This window comes from Halovibrio salipaludis (assembly GCF_002286965.1).
In the GTDB taxonomy this organism is placed as follows: Bacteria; Pseudomonadota; Gammaproteobacteria; order Pseudomonadales; family Oleiphilaceae; genus Halospina; species Halospina salipaludis.
The window spans coordinates 148,103-167,398 of sequence record NZ_NSKD01000001.1; the positions used below are offsets into that span (position 1 = coordinate 148,103).

Annotated in this window: 20 protein-coding genes; 14 read left to right on the top strand and 6 right to left on the bottom strand. The window is 62.5% G+C overall.

Annotated features, from left to right (window positions below; translation table 11 throughout):
* The first annotated feature begins 84 nt into the window (after positions 1-84).
* From CK501_RS00750 to CK501_RS00770, 5 genes are all read left to right on the top strand, one after another.
* On the top strand, positions 85-714 hold the full coding sequence (locus CK501_RS00750) for a cytochrome b/b6 domain-containing protein (RefSeq protein WP_095615816.1): 630 nt from the start codon (positions 85-87) through the stop codon (positions 712-714).
* On the top strand, positions 714-1,034 hold the full coding sequence (locus CK501_RS00755) for a PepSY domain-containing protein (RefSeq protein WP_143421360.1): 321 nt from the start codon (positions 714-716) through the stop codon (positions 1,032-1,034). The genes CK501_RS00750 and CK501_RS00755 overlap by 1 nt, the downstream gene beginning before the upstream one ends.
* On the top strand, positions 1,031-1,714 hold the full coding sequence (locus tag CK501_RS00760; RefSeq protein WP_095615818.1) for a response regulator transcription factor: 684 nt from the start codon (positions 1,031-1,033) through the stop codon (positions 1,712-1,714). The genes CK501_RS00755 and CK501_RS00760 overlap by 4 nt, the downstream gene beginning before the upstream one ends.
* An 8-nt stretch (positions 1,715-1,722) precedes the next feature.
* Positions 1,723-3,048, top strand: coding sequence for a sensor histidine kinase (locus CK501_RS00765; protein ID WP_095615819.1), 1,326 nt, complete (start codon positions 1,723-1,725; stop codon positions 3,046-3,048).
* Between the two features lie 98 nt (positions 3,049-3,146).
* Positions 3,147-3,608 carry a cytochrome c gene (locus CK501_RS00770; protein WP_095615820.1) on the top strand — a complete coding sequence of 154 codons (462 nt, stop codon included), beginning with the start codon at positions 3,147-3,149 and terminating at the stop codon, positions 3,606-3,608.
* Positions 3,609-3,641: 33 nt separating this feature from the next.
* On the opposite strand, the gene CK501_RS00775 is transcribed toward CK501_RS00770, so the two are convergent.
* Positions 3,642-4,919 (bottom strand): O-acetylhomoserine aminocarboxypropyltransferase/cysteine synthase family protein, encoded by a 1,278-nt coding sequence (locus CK501_RS00775; protein ID WP_095615821.1) that lies wholly within the window; start codon positions 4,917-4,919, stop codon positions 3,642-3,644.
* A 102-nt stretch (positions 4,920-5,021) separates the two neighbouring features.
* Positions 5,022-6,092 (bottom strand): DUF3530 family protein, encoded by a 1,071-nt coding sequence (locus CK501_RS00780; protein ID WP_095615822.1) that lies wholly within the window; start codon positions 6,090-6,092, stop codon positions 5,022-5,024.
* Positions 6,093-6,175: 83 nt separating this feature from the next.
* Here CK501_RS00780 and rpe point away from each other — a divergent pair, with 83 nt between their 5' ends.
* Positions 6,176-6,847: a ribulose-phosphate 3-epimerase gene (rpe, locus tag CK501_RS00785; protein WP_095615823.1), complete on the top strand. Its 672-nt coding sequence runs from the start codon at positions 6,176-6,178 to the stop codon at positions 6,845-6,847.
* A 1-nt stretch (position 6,848) separates the two neighbouring features.
* Positions 6,849-7,535, top strand: coding sequence for a phosphoglycolate phosphatase (gph, locus tag CK501_RS00790; RefSeq protein ID WP_095615824.1), 687 nt, complete (start codon positions 6,849-6,851; stop codon positions 7,533-7,535).
* Positions 7,536-7,542: 7 nt separating this feature from the next.
* Here gph and CK501_RS00795 read toward each other — a convergent pair whose 3' ends face one another.
* Genes CK501_RS00795 through CK501_RS00805 form a run of 3 tightly spaced genes read right to left on the bottom strand, consistent with a single transcriptional unit; the run spans position 7,543 to position 11,441 of the window.
* The gene (locus tag CK501_RS00795; RefSeq protein WP_095615825.1) at positions 7,543-8,307 is read right to left on the bottom strand and encodes an ABC transporter permease; all 765 of its coding nucleotides are present in this window, start codon (positions 8,305-8,307) and stop codon (positions 7,543-7,545) included.
* Positions 8,304-9,272 carry an ATP-binding cassette domain-containing protein gene (locus tag CK501_RS00800; RefSeq protein ID WP_095615826.1) on the bottom strand — a complete coding sequence of 323 codons (969 nt, stop codon included), beginning with the start codon at positions 9,270-9,272 and terminating at the stop codon, positions 8,304-8,306. Before CK501_RS00800 ends, CK501_RS00795 begins: the two co-directional genes overlap by 4 nt.
* A 57-nt stretch (positions 9,273-9,329) precedes the next feature.
* Positions 9,330-11,441 (bottom strand): TonB-dependent receptor, encoded by a 2,112-nt coding sequence (locus CK501_RS00805; RefSeq protein ID WP_143421361.1) that lies wholly within the window; start codon positions 11,439-11,441, stop codon positions 9,330-9,332.
* 273 nt (positions 11,442-11,714) lie between these two features.
* Between CK501_RS00805 and CK501_RS00810 the strand changes: the two genes are divergently transcribed.
* Genes CK501_RS00810 through CK501_RS16790 form a run of 3 tightly spaced genes read left to right on the top strand, consistent with a single transcriptional unit; the run spans position 11,715 to position 13,049 of the window.
* On the top strand, positions 11,715-12,608 hold the full coding sequence (locus tag CK501_RS00810; protein ID WP_095615828.1) for a sirohydrochlorin chelatase: 894 nt from the start codon (positions 11,715-11,717) through the stop codon (positions 12,606-12,608).
* Positions 12,605-12,919, top strand: coding sequence for a hypothetical protein (locus tag CK501_RS00815; protein ID WP_095615829.1), 315 nt, complete (start codon positions 12,605-12,607; stop codon positions 12,917-12,919). The genes CK501_RS00810 and CK501_RS00815 overlap by 4 nt, the downstream gene beginning before the upstream one ends.
* The gene (locus CK501_RS16790; RefSeq protein ID WP_158223002.1) at positions 12,903-13,049 is read left to right on the top strand and encodes a hypothetical protein; all 147 of its coding nucleotides are present in this window, start codon (positions 12,903-12,905) and stop codon (positions 13,047-13,049) included. Before CK501_RS00815 ends, CK501_RS16790 begins: the two co-directional genes overlap by 17 nt.
* Before the next feature lie 32 nt (positions 13,050-13,081).
* Here CK501_RS16790 and CK501_RS00820 read toward each other — a convergent pair whose 3' ends face one another.
* Positions 13,082-13,399, bottom strand: a complete 318-nt coding sequence (locus tag CK501_RS00820) for a DUF3301 domain-containing protein (protein ID WP_233128820.1) — start codon at positions 13,397-13,399, stop codon at positions 13,082-13,084.
* Between the two features lie 87 nt (positions 13,400-13,486).
* Here CK501_RS00820 and CK501_RS00825 point away from each other — a divergent pair, with 87 nt between their 5' ends.
* The 4 genes from CK501_RS00825 to CK501_RS00840 are packed head-to-tail and all read left to right on the top strand — an operon-like array spanning position 13,487 to position 19,280.
* Positions 13,487-15,241, top strand: coding sequence for an IucA/IucC family protein (locus tag CK501_RS00825; RefSeq protein WP_095615830.1), 1,755 nt, complete (start codon positions 13,487-13,489; stop codon positions 15,239-15,241).
* Positions 15,234-16,211: a GNAT family N-acetyltransferase gene (locus CK501_RS00830; RefSeq protein WP_095615831.1), complete on the top strand. Its 978-nt coding sequence runs from the start codon at positions 15,234-15,236 to the stop codon at positions 16,209-16,211. The genes CK501_RS00825 and CK501_RS00830 overlap by 8 nt, the downstream gene beginning before the upstream one ends.
* A gap of 13 nt (positions 16,212-16,224) precedes the next feature.
* A complete protein-coding gene (locus tag CK501_RS00835; RefSeq protein WP_158223003.1) occupies positions 16,225-17,943 on the top strand; it encodes an IucA/IucC family protein in 1,719 nt (572 codons plus the stop codon).
* Positions 17,940-19,280, top strand: coding sequence for a lysine N(6)-hydroxylase/L-ornithine N(5)-oxygenase family protein (locus CK501_RS00840; protein WP_095615833.1), 1,341 nt, complete (start codon positions 17,940-17,942; stop codon positions 19,278-19,280). The genes CK501_RS00835 and CK501_RS00840 overlap by 4 nt, the downstream gene beginning before the upstream one ends.
* The last annotated feature ends 16 nt before the right edge of the window (positions 19,281-19,296 follow it).

Genomic DNA, 19,296 nt, shown 5'->3' on the forward strand with positions numbered 1-19,296 from the left:
ACTGGAGAGCCGGCGTGTTCAGGTTCAATTAAGGCGACTCCCCTAGGCTGAGCCCATGAATACATGGACAGCGGAGAACCAACCATGAATCAGGACAATCAGGTCCGGGTCTGGGACCCGTTCATACGCATCTTCCACTGGCTCCTGGTGGTGGCCTTCTTTACCGCCTATCTCACCGAAGGTGAACCCGAGTGGCTGCACGCCTGGGCGGGCTACCTTATCGTGGTACTGCTGGTGTTACGCATTGTCTGGGGTTTTATCGGCAGCGAGCATGCCCGTTTCAGCAACTTCGTTTTCTCCCCCGGCACCGTACTGGCCTACCTGCGTGACAATATGCGGGGCCGCGCCGAGTACTACCGGGGTCACAATCCGGCCGGTGGCGCCATGATCCTGGGGATCATCGTATCGCTGCTGGTCACTGCCGGTGCCGGCATGGTGGTCCTGGCCGGGGAGGAAGGCGAAGGGCCATTGGCCGGATGGCTGATCGCCACGCCGCAGATGCAGACCGAAACCGCCCCGGTTGCGGGGGATGACGAGACGGAAGAACACGAGGAAAGCGCCCTGGTGGAGACGGCCGAAGAGGTTCACGAAGTCCTTGCCAACCTGACGCTCGCCCTGGTCATCCTCCACGTGATCGGCGTTATCGTGGAAAGCCTCCGCGAGCGCCAGAACCTGGTCCGGTCCATGTTCACCGGCTACAAGCGGGGCACCTGATGACACTCAGGCAGAAGTGGTACCGACCAATAACGGTGGTCCTGCTCCTGGCAGCCCTGGTTCCCATTGCCGGCGCCGACCATGACGAGGTCCGGACACTGCATGAGAACGAGGACATCGTCGGCCTTGAGCAGATCCTGGCGAGCTTCCGCCAGGATTACCCGGACGGCCGGGTGCTGGAAGTGGAGCTGGAGTGCGAGGACGACGAGCACATCTACGAACTGGAAATCCTGGACGCCGAGGGCCAGGTCCGGAAACTGCTGTTTGACGCGGTTACCGGCGAATTCATGGGCGAAGCGGATCAGGTGTCCGACGGATGAGACTGCTATTGGTCGAGGATGAGACGGCGCTTGCCGAGCAGCTCAGGAAATCGCTGGGCGATGCCGGATTCGCGACGGATGTCAGCGCAGACGGCATTGAGGCGGAATACCTGGGCAACGAGGAAGCCTATGATGTGGCCGTACTGGACCTCGGTCTTCCCGGGCGTTCCGGGCTGGAGGTACTCCGCAACTGGCGAAAGGCCGGCAACAGGCTCCCGGTTCTGGTTCTGACGGCCAGGGATGCCTGGCACGAGAAGGTGGATGGCTTCAAGGCCGGGGCCGATGACTACCTCGGCAAACCCTTCCATACCGAGGAGCTCATTGCCCGGCTCAACGCCCTCATCCACCGTGCCGGCAACCAGCCCGGTGGCGCGCTTTCGGCCGGCGACCTGACACTGGACGAGGAGCGCCAGGAAACCTGCCTGCCCTCCGGCGCCCAGGTGGAACTGACCGGAACCGAATTCCGCCTGCTGCGCTACCTGATGCTCCACCCGGATGCCCTCCTGTCGAAAAGCCGCCTGACCGAGCACGTGTACGAATACGACCAGGACCGGGACAGCAATGTCATCGAGGTCTACATCAATCGGCTGCGGCGCAAGCTGGGCCATGACGCCATTGAGACCCGTCGCGGCCAGGGGTACGTCTTTCATCCCGGCGTTTTCCGTTCCCGGGACTGCTGAGCGTTTCCATGATGCACACCAGCCTGCAATCGCGACTTGCCATTGGTATCGCCATCCCGGTAGCAATAGCCACGCTGCTGGCGGTGGTGCTCGTCAGCTACGGCGCGCGCCAGCTGGTGGACGACTTTGTGCTCAGCCGCCTGGAACATGACCTCGAGACCCTGGTCGCCGGTGTGGAGTTAAGGCCGGGGGCGCCGCCGCATCAGGGCCAGCAGCTCACCCAGGTCTACCAACAGCCCTATTCCGGCCACTACTTCCAGATTGAAACCGAGGGCAGCGCCCCCCAGCGTTCCCGTTCCCTCTGGGACCAGCAACTGGACCTGCCCAGCCTCGAACCCGGCGAGCGTCGCAGCTTCCGTACCCAGGGGCCCGAGGGGCAACCGCTTATGCTGCTGGTCGAGGGCTTCCGCCAGTCTGGACAGTCCGCGGTTGTCGGCGTTGCCGAGGACATTGGGCCACTGGCCGCGACGGTACGGCTCCTGCAGACCGGCGTAGCGGTTCTTGGCGTGCTGCTTCTGGGGCTTATTGTGCTGTCACAGACAGCCCTGATCCGTCGCGGCCTCGCCCCCGTAAATGCGCTCCGCACGGAGCTTCAGCGCCTGGAGCGCGGCGATATCCAGGAACTCAACGCCGATCATGTCCCCCTCGAAATCCGTCCCCTGATCCTGGAAATCAACCAGCTGATCCGCCTGCTCTCGAGCCGTTTGACGCGCTCCCGCAACGCCCTTGGCAATCTCGCCCACTCGCTGAAAACCCCCCTGACGATTCTCGACGGCCTGGCCGGAAACGAGCCCGAGGCACCCGAAGAAGTTCGTCGCCAGGTAGTGGCCATGCGCAACATCGTGGAGCGGGAACTGCGTCGTGCACGCCTTGCCGGGAGTGGCATGCCCGGGGCAACCCTGGCCCCGGAGACGGCGCTTTCTGAACTTGCGGACGTGTTCACCAGGGTCTATGCCCACAGGGCCATCGACTTTGATATCCAGGTAACGCCGCAACTGAGGCTGCCGCTGGATCGCGAGGATTTTCTCGAGTTGGCGGGTGTACTCATCGACAACGCCTGCAAATGGTGCCATGGCCGCGTGCGGGTTTCCGTGCAACGGCTCGGCGAAGAGACCCTGCTTACTGTTGACGACGACGGCCCCGGCTGCCCTCCGGAACAGCGTGAGTCGCTGGCTGAACGGGGCTGGCGGGTGGATGAGGAGCAACCCGGCTCGGGCCTGGGGCTTGCCATCGCTGTCGACACCGTGAACCAGTACGGCGGCCGATTAACATTCGACGACTCGCCGCTCGGTGGGCTGCGGGTGAAAGCCACTCTTGTTACCGGGAGGGACTGATTGCCGACTCATAGACTGCCTGTTTGCCGTAAAAGATTCATTTTTTTAGAATTAAAATAACTCCAGATCACCCAACAACAATCCAGGGGAGACCACGCATGAATTCCATCCGAAACAGCCTGCTCGCTGCATGCCTGACGCTGGCAACCCTCGTTGCCGCGCCCGCGATGGCCGAGGACGTCACCTCCGAACTGAATCCCAAGCTCCGCGGACTGCTCCAGCAGGAAATGGTCGGAATCGAGGCGGCCATGAAGGAGATCTACAGCGCCATCATCCGCGGCAACCATGAGGTGGTGAAGGAAAAGGGCCAGGCCATTCACGACAGCTTCATTCTCGCCCAGGAATTAACCGATGAGGACCGCCAGGCGCTCAAGGCGGCCGTGCCCAGGGCGTTCCTGAAACTGGACCAGAAGTTCCACAAACAGGCTGGGAAGCTGGCGAACGCTGGCGTAGAAAAGAACACCCGGAAACAGAAGCAGCTCTTCGACCGGATGACGGAATCCTGCGTGAGCTGTCACAGCCGTTTCGTGGATGAGCGTTTCAGCGGCCTTAAGGAGTAGGCCCGACAGCGTGCGCCGCCGGGCCAGCGTCCATCAGGACTGTGACGCATCCAGCGCCTGTTCAACGTCCGCGAGGATGTCATCCACGTGCTCGATGCCAATGGCAAGGCGGACCAGATCCCGGGAGACACCGGCGCTGGCCAGTTCCTCGTCATTCAGCTGACGGTGGGTCGTGCTCGCGGGATGGCACGCCAGGGTCTTGGCATCGCCAATATTAACCAGGCGTACGATCATCTTCAGGGCATCGATGAATTTCGCCCCGGCCTCGTCGCCGCCCCTGATGCCAAAGGACAGGATGCCCGACGCCTGGCCGTCCATGTATTTCTTCGCGAGCTCATGATATCGGCTCGATTCAAGGCCCGCGTAGTTGACCCAGTTCACTGCCGGATGCTTCTCCAGATACTGAGCCACTTTCAGCGCGTTCTCGCAGTGGCGTTCCATGCGCAGGTGCAGGGTCTCAATGCCCTGCATCAGCTGGAAGGCGTTCATGGGTGACAGGGCCGCGCCCATATTGCGCAGCGGCACCACCCGACACCGCCCGATGAACGCCGCCTCGCCCATGGCTTCGGTGTAGACCACGCCATGATAGGAGGGATCCGGCTCGTTCAGCACGGCAAAGCGCTTGGGATGGTCGGCCCACGGGAAACGCCCGGAATCCACAATGGCGCCCCCCAGGGTGGTGCCATGCCCGCCCATGAACTTGGTCAGTGAATGGATAACCACGTCCGCCCCGTGCTCGAAGGGGCGCCAGAGACAGGGGGTCGCAACCGTGTTGTCCACGAACAGGGGGATGCCGTGCCGGTGACCAATCGCAGCGAGCTTTTCAATATCGACAATATTGCCTGCCGGGTTGCCCACGGTCTCACAGAAAATCAGCTTGGTGCGATCATCAATGCGCGCCTCGAATGCATCCGGGTCGTCGGCACTGACAAAGCGGACCTCAATGCCCTGTTTCGGGAAGGTATGGGCAAAGAGATTGAAAGTCCCTCCGTAGAGCTGGGTCGTGGTAACGATGTTATCCCCGGCCTCAGCAATGGCCTGGATCGATGCGGTAATGGCCGCCATGCCTGAAGCCATGGCCAGCGCACCCACGCCGCCTTCCAGCAGCCTGACACGCTCCTCCAGGAAGGCATTGGTCGGATTCATGATCCTGCTGTAGATATTGCCCTCGACCTTCAGATCGAACAGGTCAGCCCCATGCTGGGTGTTGTCGAACGCATAGGAAGTGGTCTGGTAAATCGGGGTTGCGACCGCCTTGGTGGTGGGGTCGGGATGGAAGCCGCCGTGAATGGCGAGAGTATCCGGTTTCATGGGTAACCTCAGGTTCCAATTGTTGTGGTTCACGCTGCCAAGAATAGGACAGCCTGAGACAGACTGGAACCATTATCCGGGTAACAGGAACAGCAACGCCAATTACTGCCCGCCTTCTGATTCCAGGTTACCAGACAGCCAGCCCCGGATACGGGCTGGCACCCGCCGCTGCTCCCGGGCGGCCCCACCCCTCGGGACTGGAATGGCGGACTGGGTGTAGGCCGCAAATCCGCCCCGCCGCGCAGCAGCCGAACGCTGTTCGGCACGCTCGGAATGCCTATTCCGGTCATACAGGTCGAGAATAGGAACGCCATAGTCCTCCCCCAATGCCGCGACCAGCCCCTCGCTGAACGGCGGCCTCAGCCGGGCATTGATCCAGACCATACCGAACTGGTCCGGTGGCAGCGTGGCGCCGTTGGCACTAGCGTAGCGCAGAACAAGATCCGCCCCATCCCCGACCCCGACAAACACGATGGTGCCCACGTTCTCGTTACGCAGGGCATTCACCGCGGCGGCAATACGGTCCGTGGCCCTCTGCTGCCAGTCATCCTCGCGTTCCGGGGTGGCTGCTCCCGACGCCACTTCAATGGTTATATCCGGAGGGTCGTGCGCGTCACCGCCCGCTTCCGCGTTGCCATCCCCTGCGTCTTGCTGGGCCGATTCCTCTCCGTCCGTTCCGGCGTCATCCTGTTCTGCGCCACCACTGCCCGCAGTCTCTGCCTCAAAGACCCTGTCCGGGATCCCCGGAACCGGTTCTGACGGCTGGGCGACCGACAGCGTCATCCAGCCCGCTTTGGGCAACTGGCTGCGTATCGCCCCGGCCACTCCCTGATCCGGTGACTGACCGGAGGGAGCCACGATCAGAACGCCGCCGTGACGCTCCGGTGTGCCTTCCCGCTTCAGCAGTCCGGTAAAGGCGCCCTCATCCTGCCCAAGCTCCAGAGCCTGGTCGGGGTAGAGCGAGGCCAGCGACCCCGCGGCGTTATCCGGGCCAAAGTGGACCAGCCTCACACTGGGTGGCTCGGGCTCCTCCTCCCCATCGGTGCCCTGATCCGCTTCCTCGCCCTCTGCGTCTGCCTCCTGTTCGGTCTCCTGCTGCTGCGCGGAAACCGGAAGCACCATGGCGACCAGGAGCAGGCACAAGGCAAAGGACGATGCGAAACGAAGGGACACAGAACCTCCTGTGGTACGGAATGAGCCGGAAGCGTTAAACTGCCGCCTTTCGGAACAGTCTATCAACAATGGCGGATCTTCCCATGAACGAGCCCCTCATCGCGCCCTCCATCCTCTCCGCGGATTTCGCCCGGCTGGGCGAGGAAGTGGACAACGTCCTGGCCGCGGGCGCGGACATGGTCCATTTCGACGTGATGGACAACCACTACGTGCCCAACCTCACCATCGGCCCCATGGTCTGCGAGGCCCTGCGCAAGCACGGTGTGACCGCCCCCATTGATGTGCACCTGATGGTCAAACCAGTGGACGACCTGATCCAGATGTTCATCGATGCCGGCGCCAGCTACATCACCTTCCACCCGGAAGCCTCGGAACACATCGACCGCTCCCTGCAGATGGTGCGGGAAGCCGGGCTCAAAACCGGCCTGGTCTTCAACCCCGCAACGCCGCTGCATTATATGGACTACGTAATGGATAAGCTGGACATGATCCTGCTGATGTCCGTGAATCCCGGCTTCGGCGGCCAGTCCTTTATACCGGGCACGCTCGACAAGCTGCGCGAGGCACGCCGGAAGATCGATGCCAGCGGCCGTAATATCCGGCTGGAAGTGGACGGGGGCGTGAAGGAAGACAATATCGGGGAGATCGCGGCAGCTGGCGCGGATACCTTTGTGGCCGGCTCCGCCATCTTCAAGAAGGACGATTACAGCCGCATCATTGCGGACATGCGGGACCGGATCGCGGCGGCCCGATAACGTGACCACCGCGACGCTGCCCAACACCCTGCTGCTGGACCTGGACGGCACCCTTGTGGACAGCGCCCCCGATCTGGCCGCCGCCGTGGATGCCATGCTGGCGGAGCTGGGGCGTGCCCCCGCGGGTGTTGAGAAAACCCGGCTCTGGGTTGGCAACGGCGCCCGCAAACTGGTGGAACGGGCCCTGGCTGATGCCTTCGACCCCGCCGCGCCGGGAAACACGGGATTTGCCGACCATGCGGAGTCCCTTTTCTACAGGGCCTACCACGCCTGCAACGGCCATCACAGCCAGCTCTACGCGGGGGTTATGGCATTCCTGGAAGCCGCCCACTCACGCGGCTGTTCCATGGCGATCGTCACGAACAAGCCCGCCGAGTTCACGGAACCGCTGCTGGCACAGCTCAGCATGGCCCACTTCTTCGGAGCCGTCATCAGCGGTGACAGCCTGGTCGGCGACGACGGCACCCTCATCCGCAAACCCGCCCCCGCCCATCTCCAGATGGCGTTCGACCGGCTCGGTGCCACAACCGGCAGCGCCTGGATGATCGGGGATTCCGGTTCGGACATCCTCGGCGCCCGTAACCTCGGTATTCCAAGCGTCGCGGTCACCTACGGCTACAGTCAGGGAACGCCGGTTGCGGACTACAGTCCCGACCGGATAGTGAACGACCTGACGGAATTACTGTAACCCACCCTCAACTGCGTGCCAGACGCCGGTTCAGGGCCCACAGGGACAGCGGCGCGAATACCACCGTGATGATCGCGGCCCACACCAGCGACCACAGCGCCGGCTCAAACACCGGCCCGCCACTGAGCAGCCCGCGCGCGGCCTCGGACAGCAGTGACACCGGGTTGGCGGCCACCACGGCCCGAATGAACGGCGGCAGTGTCTCCAGCGGCACAAAGACGTTACTCAGAAAGGTGACGGGGAACAGCGCCGTGAAGCCGAACAGCTGGACGTGTTCCGGATCCCGCGCCATGACGCCCACCAGCACCATGATCCAGGACATGGCGAACGCGAAAACCAGCAGCAGGGCCAGCATCAACAGCACACCAGCGGCAGGCGCTCCCAGCCGGAACCCGAGCAGGAACCCCACCACCAGCAACAGAAGGACGCACCAGGCCTGTTTGACCATATCCGCAAGGATGCGCCCGGCCAGTGGCGCCCAGCGCGCAATGGGCAGGGCCCGGAAGCGGTCGAACACACCCTTGGTAAGATCCGTGTTCAGACCATGGCCAACGTAAACCGTCACAAACACCAGGTTCATAACAATCACGCCGGGCAGGATAAAATCCAGGTACGCCTCCGTGGAGCCAGCCACCGCACCCCCGAACACATACAGGAACAGCAGCAGGAACAGGATCGGCTGGATACTGAAATCCATCAACTCCCAGGGATTGCGGCGCAGCTGAAGCAGGGAACGCCAGGCGAGGGTCAGGGTCTGCTGGAGGCTGTTCAAGGCGTCACCTCCACAGCCTCGTCCGCTGACTCCACGTCGGCATGGCGCCCGGTGAGGGTCAGGAAGACGTCATCCAGGCTCGCACCACGCAGCGTCAGCTCCCGCGCCACGATGCCGGCCTCATCAAGGCGCCGCACCACGACCGGCACCAGCGACGGATCTGTTACCGGAACCCGCAGCCGACTGCCATCCACCTCGGGCGCCCGCCCGGCGAGTTCCGTCACGATGGCGTACGCCGTATCCAGGTCCGCGTCCCGCTCAGGCGCAACCACCAGTGTCTGCCCGCCGATACGCGCCTTGAGCTGGTCCGAGGTGCCACTGGCGATCACCCGCCCCTGATCGATGACCACGATCTCGTCCGCAAGGCTGTCCGCCTCCTCAAGGTACTGGGTTGTCAGCAACACTGTGGTGCCCTGCGCCACGAGCTGCCGGATCAGGTTCCACAGATCCAGGCGGGCCCTTGGGTCGAGTCCAGTCGTGGGCTCATCCAGAAAAAGGATTCGGGGCCGCCCGACCAGGCTTGCAGCCAGGTCCAGGCGCCGGCGCATGCCACCGGAATAGGTCTGGATCGGCCGATGGGCCGCCTCTTCCAGGCCAAATTCCGCCAGCAGCTCGCCCGCGCGGGAACGGGCGTCCCGGCGGGAGAATCCCAGCAGGCGGGCAATCAGCACAAGGTTTTCACGCCCGGTGAGCTTTTCATCCACGGATGCATACTGGCCAGTCAGCCCGATGCGGGTGCGTACGGCTGCGGCCTCTGTGGCCACATCGTACCCGTCCACCCAGGCCTTACCGGCGTCCGGCGCCAGCAGGGTCGCCAGAATACGCACGGCGGTCGTCTTGCCGGCGCCATTGGGGCCCAGCAAACCAAGAACGGTGCCACGCGGCACGCTCAGGTCAATACCGTCGAGCGCCCGGGTGGCACCGAATTGCTTGAGCAGGCCCTCGGCGCGGATCGCTTCATCCATGGCTGCCATTCCCGTTCACTGGAAAGCCGTCAGGATAGCGTTGCGCCGATCGGAACACTACCAGTTGAGGGAGTAACCAACACCCATGGTTCGACCCTGTCCCTTGATCCGGCTGGTAGCACTATTAGCCGACCCGATCTGGTAATAGGACTGACTGACCGCGGGGTAATAGTCCTCGTTCAGTAGATTCCGGACCGACAGCGTCACCTCACCGGAACCCGCATTAAAGCGAGCGACGTAATCGATGATAGTGTAGCGCTCAACCTCCCCTTCACCGAAAGCGGTCGATCCCTCGAACTGGTCCCGGCTGCCGATATGGGAGAGCTGCAGACGGTTGTGCCACCAGCTCAGAGTCTGGTCTTCCAGGTAGCCAGTAACCTTGAGTGGCGCTATCCGGGTTCCCGGCAAACGTTTGCGACCGCCATCCGCGGTGTCCCGGATGCCCTCGGCCCAGGTCAGTGTCCCGCCCAGTGTGGTTGCCGAAGTAACGCTGTAGTCCGCCGCGGTCTCAACGCCCCAGATATCCTCATCGTTTTTCTGGATGTTCAGATTACTGTCAAAGGTTGTGCCGCCATTGGAAGCGCTGTAGAAGACAGCAGCAGAGACACCGAGCCGCTCACCACTGTAGCGGCTACCGATCTCGTAGTTTTCGACTTTCTCAGCTTCAGACTCAAAACTCCCCGCCTGAAAAGTAAGGATGGGGTCGCTTGGCGCTGTACGATAAGGCCCTGCATCACGAATCACACGCCCAACGTCCGCTATGGAAAAGCCTTCAGAATAGCTGGCAAAGAGATCCACAGAGTCACTCACGAAATAGACTGCGCCAAGGTTAAACAGAGTTTCTGAGTAATCCAGTGTTCCAGATTCCACCCTGTGACCTTGAAGGTTTGGAAAACTACTACCATTTGCCGGAACCGTCCCGACGTCCACACTGATGTCTTCGTGACGCAAACCCGCCCGGAGCACAGCAGATTCAGCAACAGGGAGTTCCAGCTGTGCGTAGCCTGCATAGGCGTCCTGATCCATCGCGGGAGAGGTTGCTGGAATTTCGCCACTCTGATCGTAGTATCTCGAATCAGTCTTATCCGACAGGTAGTCCACGCCCCAGGTCAGGTTGGCTCCGTCTGCGAGCACCTCCAACGGCGTATTGACAGATGTCCTGACGCCAACTTTTTCCGACTCGATCGCACTCTGTGGATAGGGCCCCGCGCCAGGGTAATAGTACTTCGGGAAGGCCTGACGGGAATCGCCGTAGTAGACATCCGCCTTGATCGAACTACCAGCGATGTCCGCGTGCGAATAGGTCGCCCTTGCCGAGGTAAAAACCTGCTCAGGATCAACTCCCGGTTTGGCCTGGTCCACCGCCTCGTCCAGAGGCACCGCTGGTGTTTTGTCATCGCCCTGGGCAAAACCGAACGTGTAGTCTGAGTCCTGCTCGTTATTGAATTCGTTAACCATCAGCTCGATGCGCTGATCGCCTCCATCAAAATCCAGACCAGTCTTGGCGAGAACGTTGTACTCCGTGGTATCCGAGAAACCACCCTGTGTCCCACCAGGGCCACCGGGTGGAATCCGATCGCCATCGGCATCGAACCTGCCTCCGCGCTCCACGAAAGAGCCGGAAAGCACGTAATCCCAATCACCCTGGGTTCCACTGACCCGGTGTTCCGTCTCATAATCGAGGGAGTCATCAAAGTGCTCCGTCGAAAAGCGGACACCTGCCTGCGAGTATCCGGAAACACTGTCTTCACTGGCTTTCTTGGTGATGACATTGATCACACCGCCCTTGGCACCGAAACCATAGATCGCCGTGCCTCCGCGGATCACCTCGATACGCTCAATAGCCGATGCCGAAATACTGTTCAGCCCCCTTGAGGCATCCCGGAGTGGTGTCGACTGGGGAATTCCATCGATCAGAACCAGAAACTTCCGGCCGCGCAATGTCTGCCCATAATTGGTGACCGATTCAGTGCTCGGCCCAAGACCAGGAACCGTTTGAGCGAGAATATCGTTCAGATTTCGACTGACCTTTGATTGTTCATTGATCTGATCCTCATCCACCACAGTCACCGACCGAGCCGTTTCGGAAACTGAGGTTTCACTCCGGGTGGCCGATACCACCACTGGATCCAGCGTCATGCCAGTCTCGGACTGGGCCTGTGCCGTCATGGAAAAGGGCGCCAGGGCCGTTGACGCAATGGCAAGCGGGAGAAGCCGCTTACGAGGGATGAAACGCCGGTGTGTCACTGCAGATGTCTCCTGATCCGGAATGGGATGTTCAGCTTCTTTTAGGTACGTAATGCGAATTATTATCGTTAATTAAGCGAATGTAAAGAGTTCGCAACACCAGGAGCTGACGGACCCACCCCCCTGAGGCATCATGTCCCGGTGAACGGCAGCCGGTCTTCTGCCGTAGTTACTCTGAAAGTAAGGGACCATCCAATGACGCATGTTTTCCTCGTTGACAACGGCTCCCTCCGCCCCGGCGCCACGCTCAACCTGAGACGCGTGGCGGCCGCGCTCGGTGAACGTACCGGCCTTCCTGTTGAGGCCCGTTCCCTGCTGCACTCCAACAAAGTGCCGGCGGAAGAGCTTGATGGCGTACCGGCCTCCACCCTGGGGCCGGCCGCGACCTGGAGGGCCGAGGAGGGCATTACAGACATGGTGGTTCTGCCATTCTTCTTCGGCCCGAGCCGGGCCCTCAGCGGCTACCTGCCCGAGCGGCTGGGCGACGTGCAGGAAGCGCACCCACGGGTCCGGATCCGGGTTGCTTCCCCACTGGTGGATCTCCAGGCCCCTACGGACCTGAGACTGGCGCGCATTCTTCGGGATGGTGTCGAAGAACAGCTCCAGCAAATGCCCGGCGGTTCACAGCCGGCTGTCGTACTGGCCGACCACGGCAGTCCCATCCCGGAAGTAACGGCTGTGCGCAACGTGGTCGCCGGTCAACTCGCAACGCTGCTTGAGGGCCGGGTACGCAGTGTGACGCCTGCGTCCATGGAGCGCCGTGAGGGAGACGCGTACCGTTTCAACGACCCCCTGCTTGAAAACCTCCTGGATGAACCCGGTTTCAACCAGGGCCCCGTCATCGTTTCAATGCTGTTCCTGTCGCCCGGAAAGCACGCCGGGGAAGATGGCGATGTGGCGACCATCTGCGCCGATGCGGAAACCCGTAACCCGGGCCTGTCGACCCGGATCACCCGTCTTGCCGGGGAACACGACGGCATCCTGGATCTCCTCGCGGACCGCCTGGAAGAAGCCATCAGCGGCGAACGCTACCTGCTGGATCTTCCGGCACCCGGAAAGCCCGAAGGAAATGAGCAGCCGACCCCATGAATCAGGACGCTAACGACCTCGAACTCTTTGAAGGCCTCCAGGCGCTGTCGGACAACGCCTTTCCCAAGGAATGCAGGACCTGTGGCCGGGTTTACCACTCCCCCGAGGATTTCGTAACACGGTCCGAAGGGATTGCGGGTCGAACCGGCCTGAAAAGCTCCTACGATGACGACGACCGCCCGATCGTTGAACTCTTCCGCAACTGCCTCTGCGGGTCCACCCTGTTGGACTTCTTCTCGGATCGAAGGGATACCTTCCCCGGCAGGCCTCAGGCGAAGGGAGGTCTTCACAAAGATGCTGGCCCAGCTTGAGAAACGGGGCATGAAAGCGGAAACGGCCCGGCAGGAGCTCCTGAACCTGATGCGCGGCCAGAGGAGCAGCACGCTCGAAAGCATGGGGATTCAGCTCAAGGCGCGCCGTTACCATCAGGAAGGAGATTGATAAGGGTCCGCCGACGGGCGCGACCAGACGAATCAAAAGCGGTGAGGATCAAACACGACCGATTCGGCCCGCTGCCCCAGCAACGTGATCCGCCCCCGATAGCGTCCCTCACCGGTGGCCGTGAAATCAAAGCTGAACGTCCGGCGTAATCGCAGCTGTCCCTGCTGATCCCGCTGCACCCCGATGCCACTCAGGCACACACTCTGATCCAGAAGATCCACGTCCGCCCGCTCACACGCCCGCCGTGCGGCCTGCAGGGCCACTTCCTTGGTGCCCAGGGCACGCCACAAGTACCACCCCCCGAAGCCGAGAGCAAACAGAATGGCAAGGGTTGTCAGGTCAATATTCATGCAAACCTTAAGAAACTGACATGTTATTTGACAATGATTCGTATTCGCGAATAGGTTAAAGGCATTGTTTACCGGCAACCGAGGTCAATGATGCCCCATGACCCATCACTGAACGCGTTTTTCAACGCCCTGATCCGCGAATGGCCCCTGGCGCGCTTCCATGGATCACCCCCCTCGGGCGTCCACGGAACACCTCCGCTCCAGGGCCATTTCGAGATACCAGGCCCCAACAATACAGCTCTGCTCGTTCCCTGTCGCTTCAGGGCCAATACCGGCCGCCACCTGCTGGCCGGCCCCCTGCTGCTTGCTCATCGGGGTGAGCAGAAGGCTGTCACGCTTGAACAGGCGGTTGCATGGTGCCTGACCCTCGCCCCCCTCCGGGATGAAGCCCCGGAGCATGCTCTGGAAGCGCTCCAACAGCGTGTGAATGCGAGCCGACAGAACCTGGCTGCTGCCCGCCAGGAACGGGAGTCCCAGCTGGACCCACTGTTCCGGGCCCCGCTGACCTTCATCGACGCCGAGCAGGCACTGTTCAGCGGCCATTCCATCCATCCGTGCCCCAAGGACCGGGGCAATATGACCATCGAGGACGCCAGGCGCTACGCACCGGAATACGGCGGCTCCTTTCCACTCGCCTGGTACAGCGTGGCCCGGGAAAACCTGTTCCGACGCGAAGCCCCGGGCTTGAATACCGCTGACGGTGTTGATGCCCTGCTCGCAACCGAGCCGGAAGCCGACGCCCTGCTGGCCCGGGTCCCAAACGGCCACTGCCTGGTGCCCTGCCATCCGTTCCAGCACCGGCAATGGCAGGCCTCTTCCGCACTGGCTGCCCTGCGTGACTCCGGCGCCCTTCGGTACCTGGGCGAAGGGGCACCCCACTGGCAGGCCACCTCTTCGCTACGGGCGATCTACTGCGAATCAGCCCCCTGGATGCTGAAATTCTCCCTGAGTGTATGGCTCACCAATTCCCTGAGGCATCTGTACCCCGAAGAGGTGGTGCGCGGCGCCGAACTCTGCCGGGTACTCAACAGCGGACCGGTCCGGGAATGGCTCCAGGGCAGGCCCCGATTCGAGATCCTGGGTGAGCCCATTGCCGCCGGCATACGGGGACCGGACGGTAACCCCATGACGGAAACCCTGGTCGTGTGGCGGGATAACCCGTTCCGTGACAACGACGCCGACAATACCGAGGTACTGGCCACACTGCTTCAGGACGATCCCCGGTGCGGCGAATCCCGACTGGCCCAACGACTCTGGCAAGCCGGCGTGCATGGCGGGCTGGCCCTCGACTGGTTCCAGCGCTATCTGGATGTAGCCGTGGCACCGCTGCTGGAAGCCCAGTCCCACTTCGGCATCCTGTTCGGAGCCCACCAGCAGAACCTGGTGCTGTCACTGGATGATGTCTGGCCGGAAAAGCTGTTCTTCCGTGACTGCCAGGGGACCGCCTTCACCAGCCTGGCTCTGCAACGCCTGGGCGACGAACTGGGCAGTCTCGCCGAGGATAGCGAGAACCTCCTGCCGGACGAGCTCGGTATCCAGCTGTTCTGCTACTACCTGTTCATCAATGCCACCTTCAATGTCATCTCGTCGCTGGCGGCGGGCCAGCTCGTCAGCGAGCCCGACCTCATCCGGACCCTGCGCGAATGGCTGCAGGCCCGGCTGGACGAACAACCAGCCGACGACCGCGCGATCCGCTACCTGCTCGAGAGCCGGGAGCTCCACGCCAAGGGCAACTTCCTGTGCACGCTCCGCGCGCTGAACGAGACCACGCTGAGCGACGTCTTTTCCATCTACCACCCACTGACGAACCCACTCTACACGGAGGCCGAGTGCCATGTTTGAGAGCAACCAGAGGACTTACCTGACACTGAGCAGCAGTGGCGACCAGGTGCAGCTGGAAGCCGCCGACCAGAGCTGGCAGCTTTCGCTGAGCGGTGAGGGCCGGCACCGGACCCTGACCGGCTGGGAGGGGCCCATTCCGAATCCCGACCTTGTCTACCCACTGCTTGATCGGTTGTTCGCCGGCCTCGAGCTGGACTCTCTCGCCCTGACCGTCGGCATCGCGGAACTGTGTTCACTCACCCATCCAGCCTGGGAGGTCGGTGATGACGGCACCCACCGCATTGACCGGGTCGGTTTCTACCAGATCCGTGAAGCCTGGCTCGCGCCAGCGCTCTGGCCCGTCATGCCGGAAATCCCCGAACAGACCGGCGAGGTCGTCCATCCCCGTCGACCCAGGCTGCCCGATACAACCCTGTACCGACGCTACCATCCCGGACTGGATAAGGTGCTCGAACTCCGCCCGGCAACGGTTGAAGCCGACGGTGAGCGTTTCCACCGCTGGCAGAACCTTCCCCGGGTGGCGCGCTTCTGGGAGTACCCCTTCAGCCGGGAACGACTGGACGCCATGCTCGAAGAACGCCGGGCGGCGGCCAACAGCTTTCCGCTGATACTGGAGGCCGACGGTGATCCGGTGGGGTATTTCGAAACCTACTATGTCCCGGAGGACCGCCTGGGCCCCTATTGCGAGGCCGGCCCCTTTGATCAGGGGCTCCATATGCTCGTCGGCGAGGACCGCTACTGTGGCAATGGCCAGGCCCCGATCTGGCTCAACACCCTCAGCCACTACCTCTTCCTGACCGATCCCCGCACCACAACGCTCTATGGCGAACCGGATGCCGCCAACGCGGCCCTGTTCCGGCAACTCCGGCACGTGACCTGGCACACGCGCTATGAATTCGACTTCCCGCACAAGCGCGCGGCCCTGGTGGCCACGGAGCGCGATGAATTCTTCCGCAATACACGACTCTAATGGGGCACCAGCCATGGAAGACGAAACGCTATGGAACCGGATCAACCAGAGACTGATGGCCAAGATCATCGGTGAGACCCATTACGAGGGATGCCTGTCGCCGGAATCCGTGGGAGGCGAACGCTATCGGCTGGCACTCGGCGGCCATGACTACCGCTTCCAGGCCAGCCGCAGCGCCTGGGGCTGGTTGCGGGTGGTGCCGGCAAGCCTCACCCGTGACGACCGGCCGGCTACGGAGGCCGTTCAGCTCGTGCTGGATGCCCAGCATCCGCTCGGCATGAGTGACATCGTGCTCGCCAACTTCATTGAAGAGCTCCAGAACACCCTGGCCGGGGACCGACTCCAGCAGGAACGACTTGCCGGGCTCACCGCGGACGAGATGCTGGACCTGCCCAGTACGGAGCTGGAAGGACTTCTGGACGGTCACCCCAAGCTGCTGGCCAATCGCGGCCGCATGGGATGGGGCCAGACGGATCTCGACGCCTACAGCCCGGAAGGGGGCAGCCGGTTCCAGCTGCGGTGGCTGGCCGTGGCCCCGTCGCTGGCAGGCACCCATGCCGGCAACCCGCCGCTTGATCAGTGCCTTGAAACCGGCGAGCACGCCGCACTGGTCCGGGGCTCCGGCGCAGCCGGACACTGGCCCCTGATCCCCGTACACCCCTGGCAGTGGGACCACCGCCTTCAGGCCCAGTACGGCGACGCACTGGCCAGGGGCCTGATCCGTGACCTGGGCGTGCACGGCCACTGGTACCAGCCGCAGCAGTCATTGCGGACCCTGACCAATACGAGCGTTCCGGGTAACTGCGACCTCAAACTCGCGCTCACAATCCTGAACACCTCCTCCTACCGGGGCATTCCGGCAGCGCCCATCGCCCTTGGGCCGGACCTCTCGCAATGGCTGTGGGAGCAGACCCGCCTGGATACCGAACTCACTCAGGCCGGGCTGGAAATCCAGAGGGAGCTCGCCGGCAGCCACATGCCCCACCCCCAGCAGGATCAGATCCCGGGAGCACCCTACCGCTATCACGAAATGCTCGGCGCTGTCTGGCGTGAGAGCCTTGCGGGCAAGACCAGTGTCGGTGAGCAACCCATGCTGATGGCCGCGCTGATGCAGTGCGACGGCCGGGGGCGTTCGCTCATTGCGGCCCTGATCCGACGCTCGGGACTGAGCCCGGAAGTCTGGCTGACCCAGCTGTTCGACCGGGTGACCGTGCCCCTCTACCATCTGCTGTGCGCCTACGGGATCGGTCTGGTTGCCCACGGCCAGAACCTTGGACTGATCCTCAGGGACGCCATTCCCCAGCGCCTGGCCCTCAAGGATTTCCACGGGGACCTTCGGTGCACGGATCAACCAATGCCCGAGCAGGCTGGCATGCCAGGGCACCTGCTGGATGGACTGACCCGGCTGCCCCCGGAGCACCTGGTGCACGACCTCATTACCGGTCATTTCGTCACCACCCTGAGATTCATCTCGCCGCTGCTGGAAGACGATATGGCCTTCCCGGAATCCCGCTTCTACAGCCTTCTGGCCGAACGCATCCGACGTTATCAGGCCCGCCGCCCGGAACTGAGTGAACGGTTCCAGGTGTTCCCGCTATTGCGCCCGACCCTGGAACGGGTCTGCGTCAACCGGGTGCGGTTCCGGATGGGGTACGAGGACCACGCCGAACGCCCCAGCGCCGAACTGGGCACCCCCTTGAACAACCCCCTGCTGACAGGAGAGACGCCATGAACAAGCCACTGGATCTGGCCGGGCTGGGCATCGGCCCCTTCAACCTGAGTATCGCGGCCCTCCTGCGGGAAGTACCGCAACTGCACACGGCGTTTTTCGACCGCAAGCCCCAGTTCAACTGGCATCCGGGAATGATGCTACCGGGCGTCCGGCTGCAGACCTCCTACCTCAAGGACCTGGTCACCGGCGTCGCGCCCTGGAGCCCCAACAGCTTCCTGAACTACCTGGTCCAGAAAGGCCGCTTCTACGCCTTCATGAATGCCGACCTGCCCGCGGTCAGCCGCGCGGAATTCGCGGACTACATGGCCTGGGTGGCAGACGGGCTCGGGAATCTCCACTTCGGCCGCAACATCCAGTATGTGGATTTTGACGGCGACCTGTTCCATATCCATTTCCGCGAGGAGACGGAACCGGTACGGGCACGCAACCTCTGCCTTGGCACCGGAAAGACCCCCTTCATTCCACAATCCTGCAGACCCTGGCGGGGCGATGACTGCTTCCACAACATGGAGCTGACCCTGAGACAGCCCGATGTGGCCGGACAGCGTGTCACCGTTGTCGGAGGCGGGCAGTCGGGAGCGGAAGTGGTACTGAGCCTGCTGCAGGGCGACTGGGGGCGCCCGGAGAGCATCCACTGGCTGTCCCGCAGGCCGAATTTCGAACCGCTGGATGAGACCCCGTTCACCAATGAATACTTCACCCCCGGCTACGTGGACACTTTCCACCAGTTACCGGAAGCACAGAGACTCACCCTGGTGGAAAACCAGAAGCTCGCCTCGGACGGGATTTCCCCCGACACCCTGGAAGCGCTTTACCAGCGGCTGTACGAACATCGTATCAGCGGCGGCGAGTCACCCCGGGTGGTTCTACAGCCACACCGAAGTCTCCAAGCCCTCGCGGGGCCGGCTCCCTTCCAGCTTGACATCCACAATGCACTCAACGGCGAACGAACCAGCAGCACAGCGGACCGCGTGATCCTGTGCACCGGGTTCGAATCAAGACTCCCGGACTATCTTTCCGCAGCGCTGCGACAACGGCTGGAGACGGACGACCACGGCCATCTGAGACTGGCATCGGACTTCCAGGCCCAATGGGATGGACCGCCGGGTCGGCATCTGTACGCCGTCAACGCGGGCCGTCATTCCCATGGCATCGCCGACCCCCAGATGAGCCTGATGTGCTGGCGCTCGGCACGGATCATCAATCACCTCGCCGGTGAAACACTGTTCCCCGTCACGGGAAACGTTGGACTGGTCGACTGGAACGGTGATGACCCCCGTGTAGCGACCGGGGATGACCGGCAATCATTGCTTGCTCTACTCAAGAGTGATTTCTGATAATCATTTGCATTAG

Coding starts and splice junctions, on each gene's coding strand:
- CK501_RS00805 (WP_143421361.1), bottom strand. CDS start 11,441: ATGACGGCACAGGCCCAGTCCGAGACTGGCATGACGCTGGATCCAGTG.
- CK501_RS00815 (WP_095615829.1), top strand. CDS start 12,605: ATGAATCAGGACGCTAACGACCTCGAACTCTTTGAAGGCCTCCAGGCG.
- CK501_RS00770 (WP_095615820.1), top strand. CDS start 3,147: ATGAATTCCATCCGAAACAGCCTGCTCGCTGCATGCCTGACGCTGGCA.
- CK501_RS00765 (WP_095615819.1), top strand. CDS start 1,723: ATGATGCACACCAGCCTGCAATCGCGACTTGCCATTGGTATCGCCATC.
- CK501_RS00825 (WP_095615830.1), top strand. CDS start 13,487: ATGATGCCCCATGACCCATCACTGAACGCGTTTTTCAACGCCCTGATC.
- CK501_RS00775 (WP_095615821.1), bottom strand. CDS start 4,919: ATGAAACCGGATACTCTCGCCATTCACGGCGGCTTCCATCCCGACCCC.
- CK501_RS00760 (WP_095615818.1), top strand. CDS start 1,031: ATGAGACTGCTATTGGTCGAGGATGAGACGGCGCTTGCCGAGCAGCTC.
- CK501_RS00755 (WP_143421360.1), top strand. CDS start 714: ATGACACTCAGGCAGAAGTGGTACCGACCAATAACGGTGGTCCTGCTC.
- CK501_RS00820 (WP_233128820.1), bottom strand. CDS start 13,399: ATGAATATTGACCTGACAACCCTTGCCATTCTGTTTGCTCTCGGCTTC.
- CK501_RS00835 (WP_158223003.1), top strand. CDS start 16,225: ATGGAAGACGAAACGCTATGGAACCGGATCAACCAGAGACTGATGGCC.
- CK501_RS00830 (WP_095615831.1), top strand. CDS start 15,234: ATGTTTGAGAGCAACCAGAGGACTTACCTGACACTGAGCAGCAGTGGC.
- CK501_RS16790 (WP_158223002.1), top strand. CDS start 12,903: ATGCTGGCCCAGCTTGAGAAACGGGGCATGAAAGCGGAAACGGCCCGG.
- CK501_RS00810 (WP_095615828.1), top strand. CDS start 11,715: ATGACGCATGTTTTCCTCGTTGACAACGGCTCCCTCCGCCCCGGCGCC.
- CK501_RS00750 (WP_095615816.1), top strand. CDS start 85: ATGAATCAGGACAATCAGGTCCGGGTCTGGGACCCGTTCATACGCATC.
- CK501_RS00800 (WP_095615826.1), bottom strand. CDS start 9,272: ATGGATGAAGCGATCCGCGCCGAGGGCCTGCTCAAGCAATTCGGTGCC.
- rpe (WP_095615823.1), top strand. CDS start 6,176: ATGAACGAGCCCCTCATCGCGCCCTCCATCCTCTCCGCGGATTTCGCC.
- CK501_RS00840 (WP_095615833.1), top strand. CDS start 17,940: ATGAACAAGCCACTGGATCTGGCCGGGCTGGGCATCGGCCCCTTCAAC.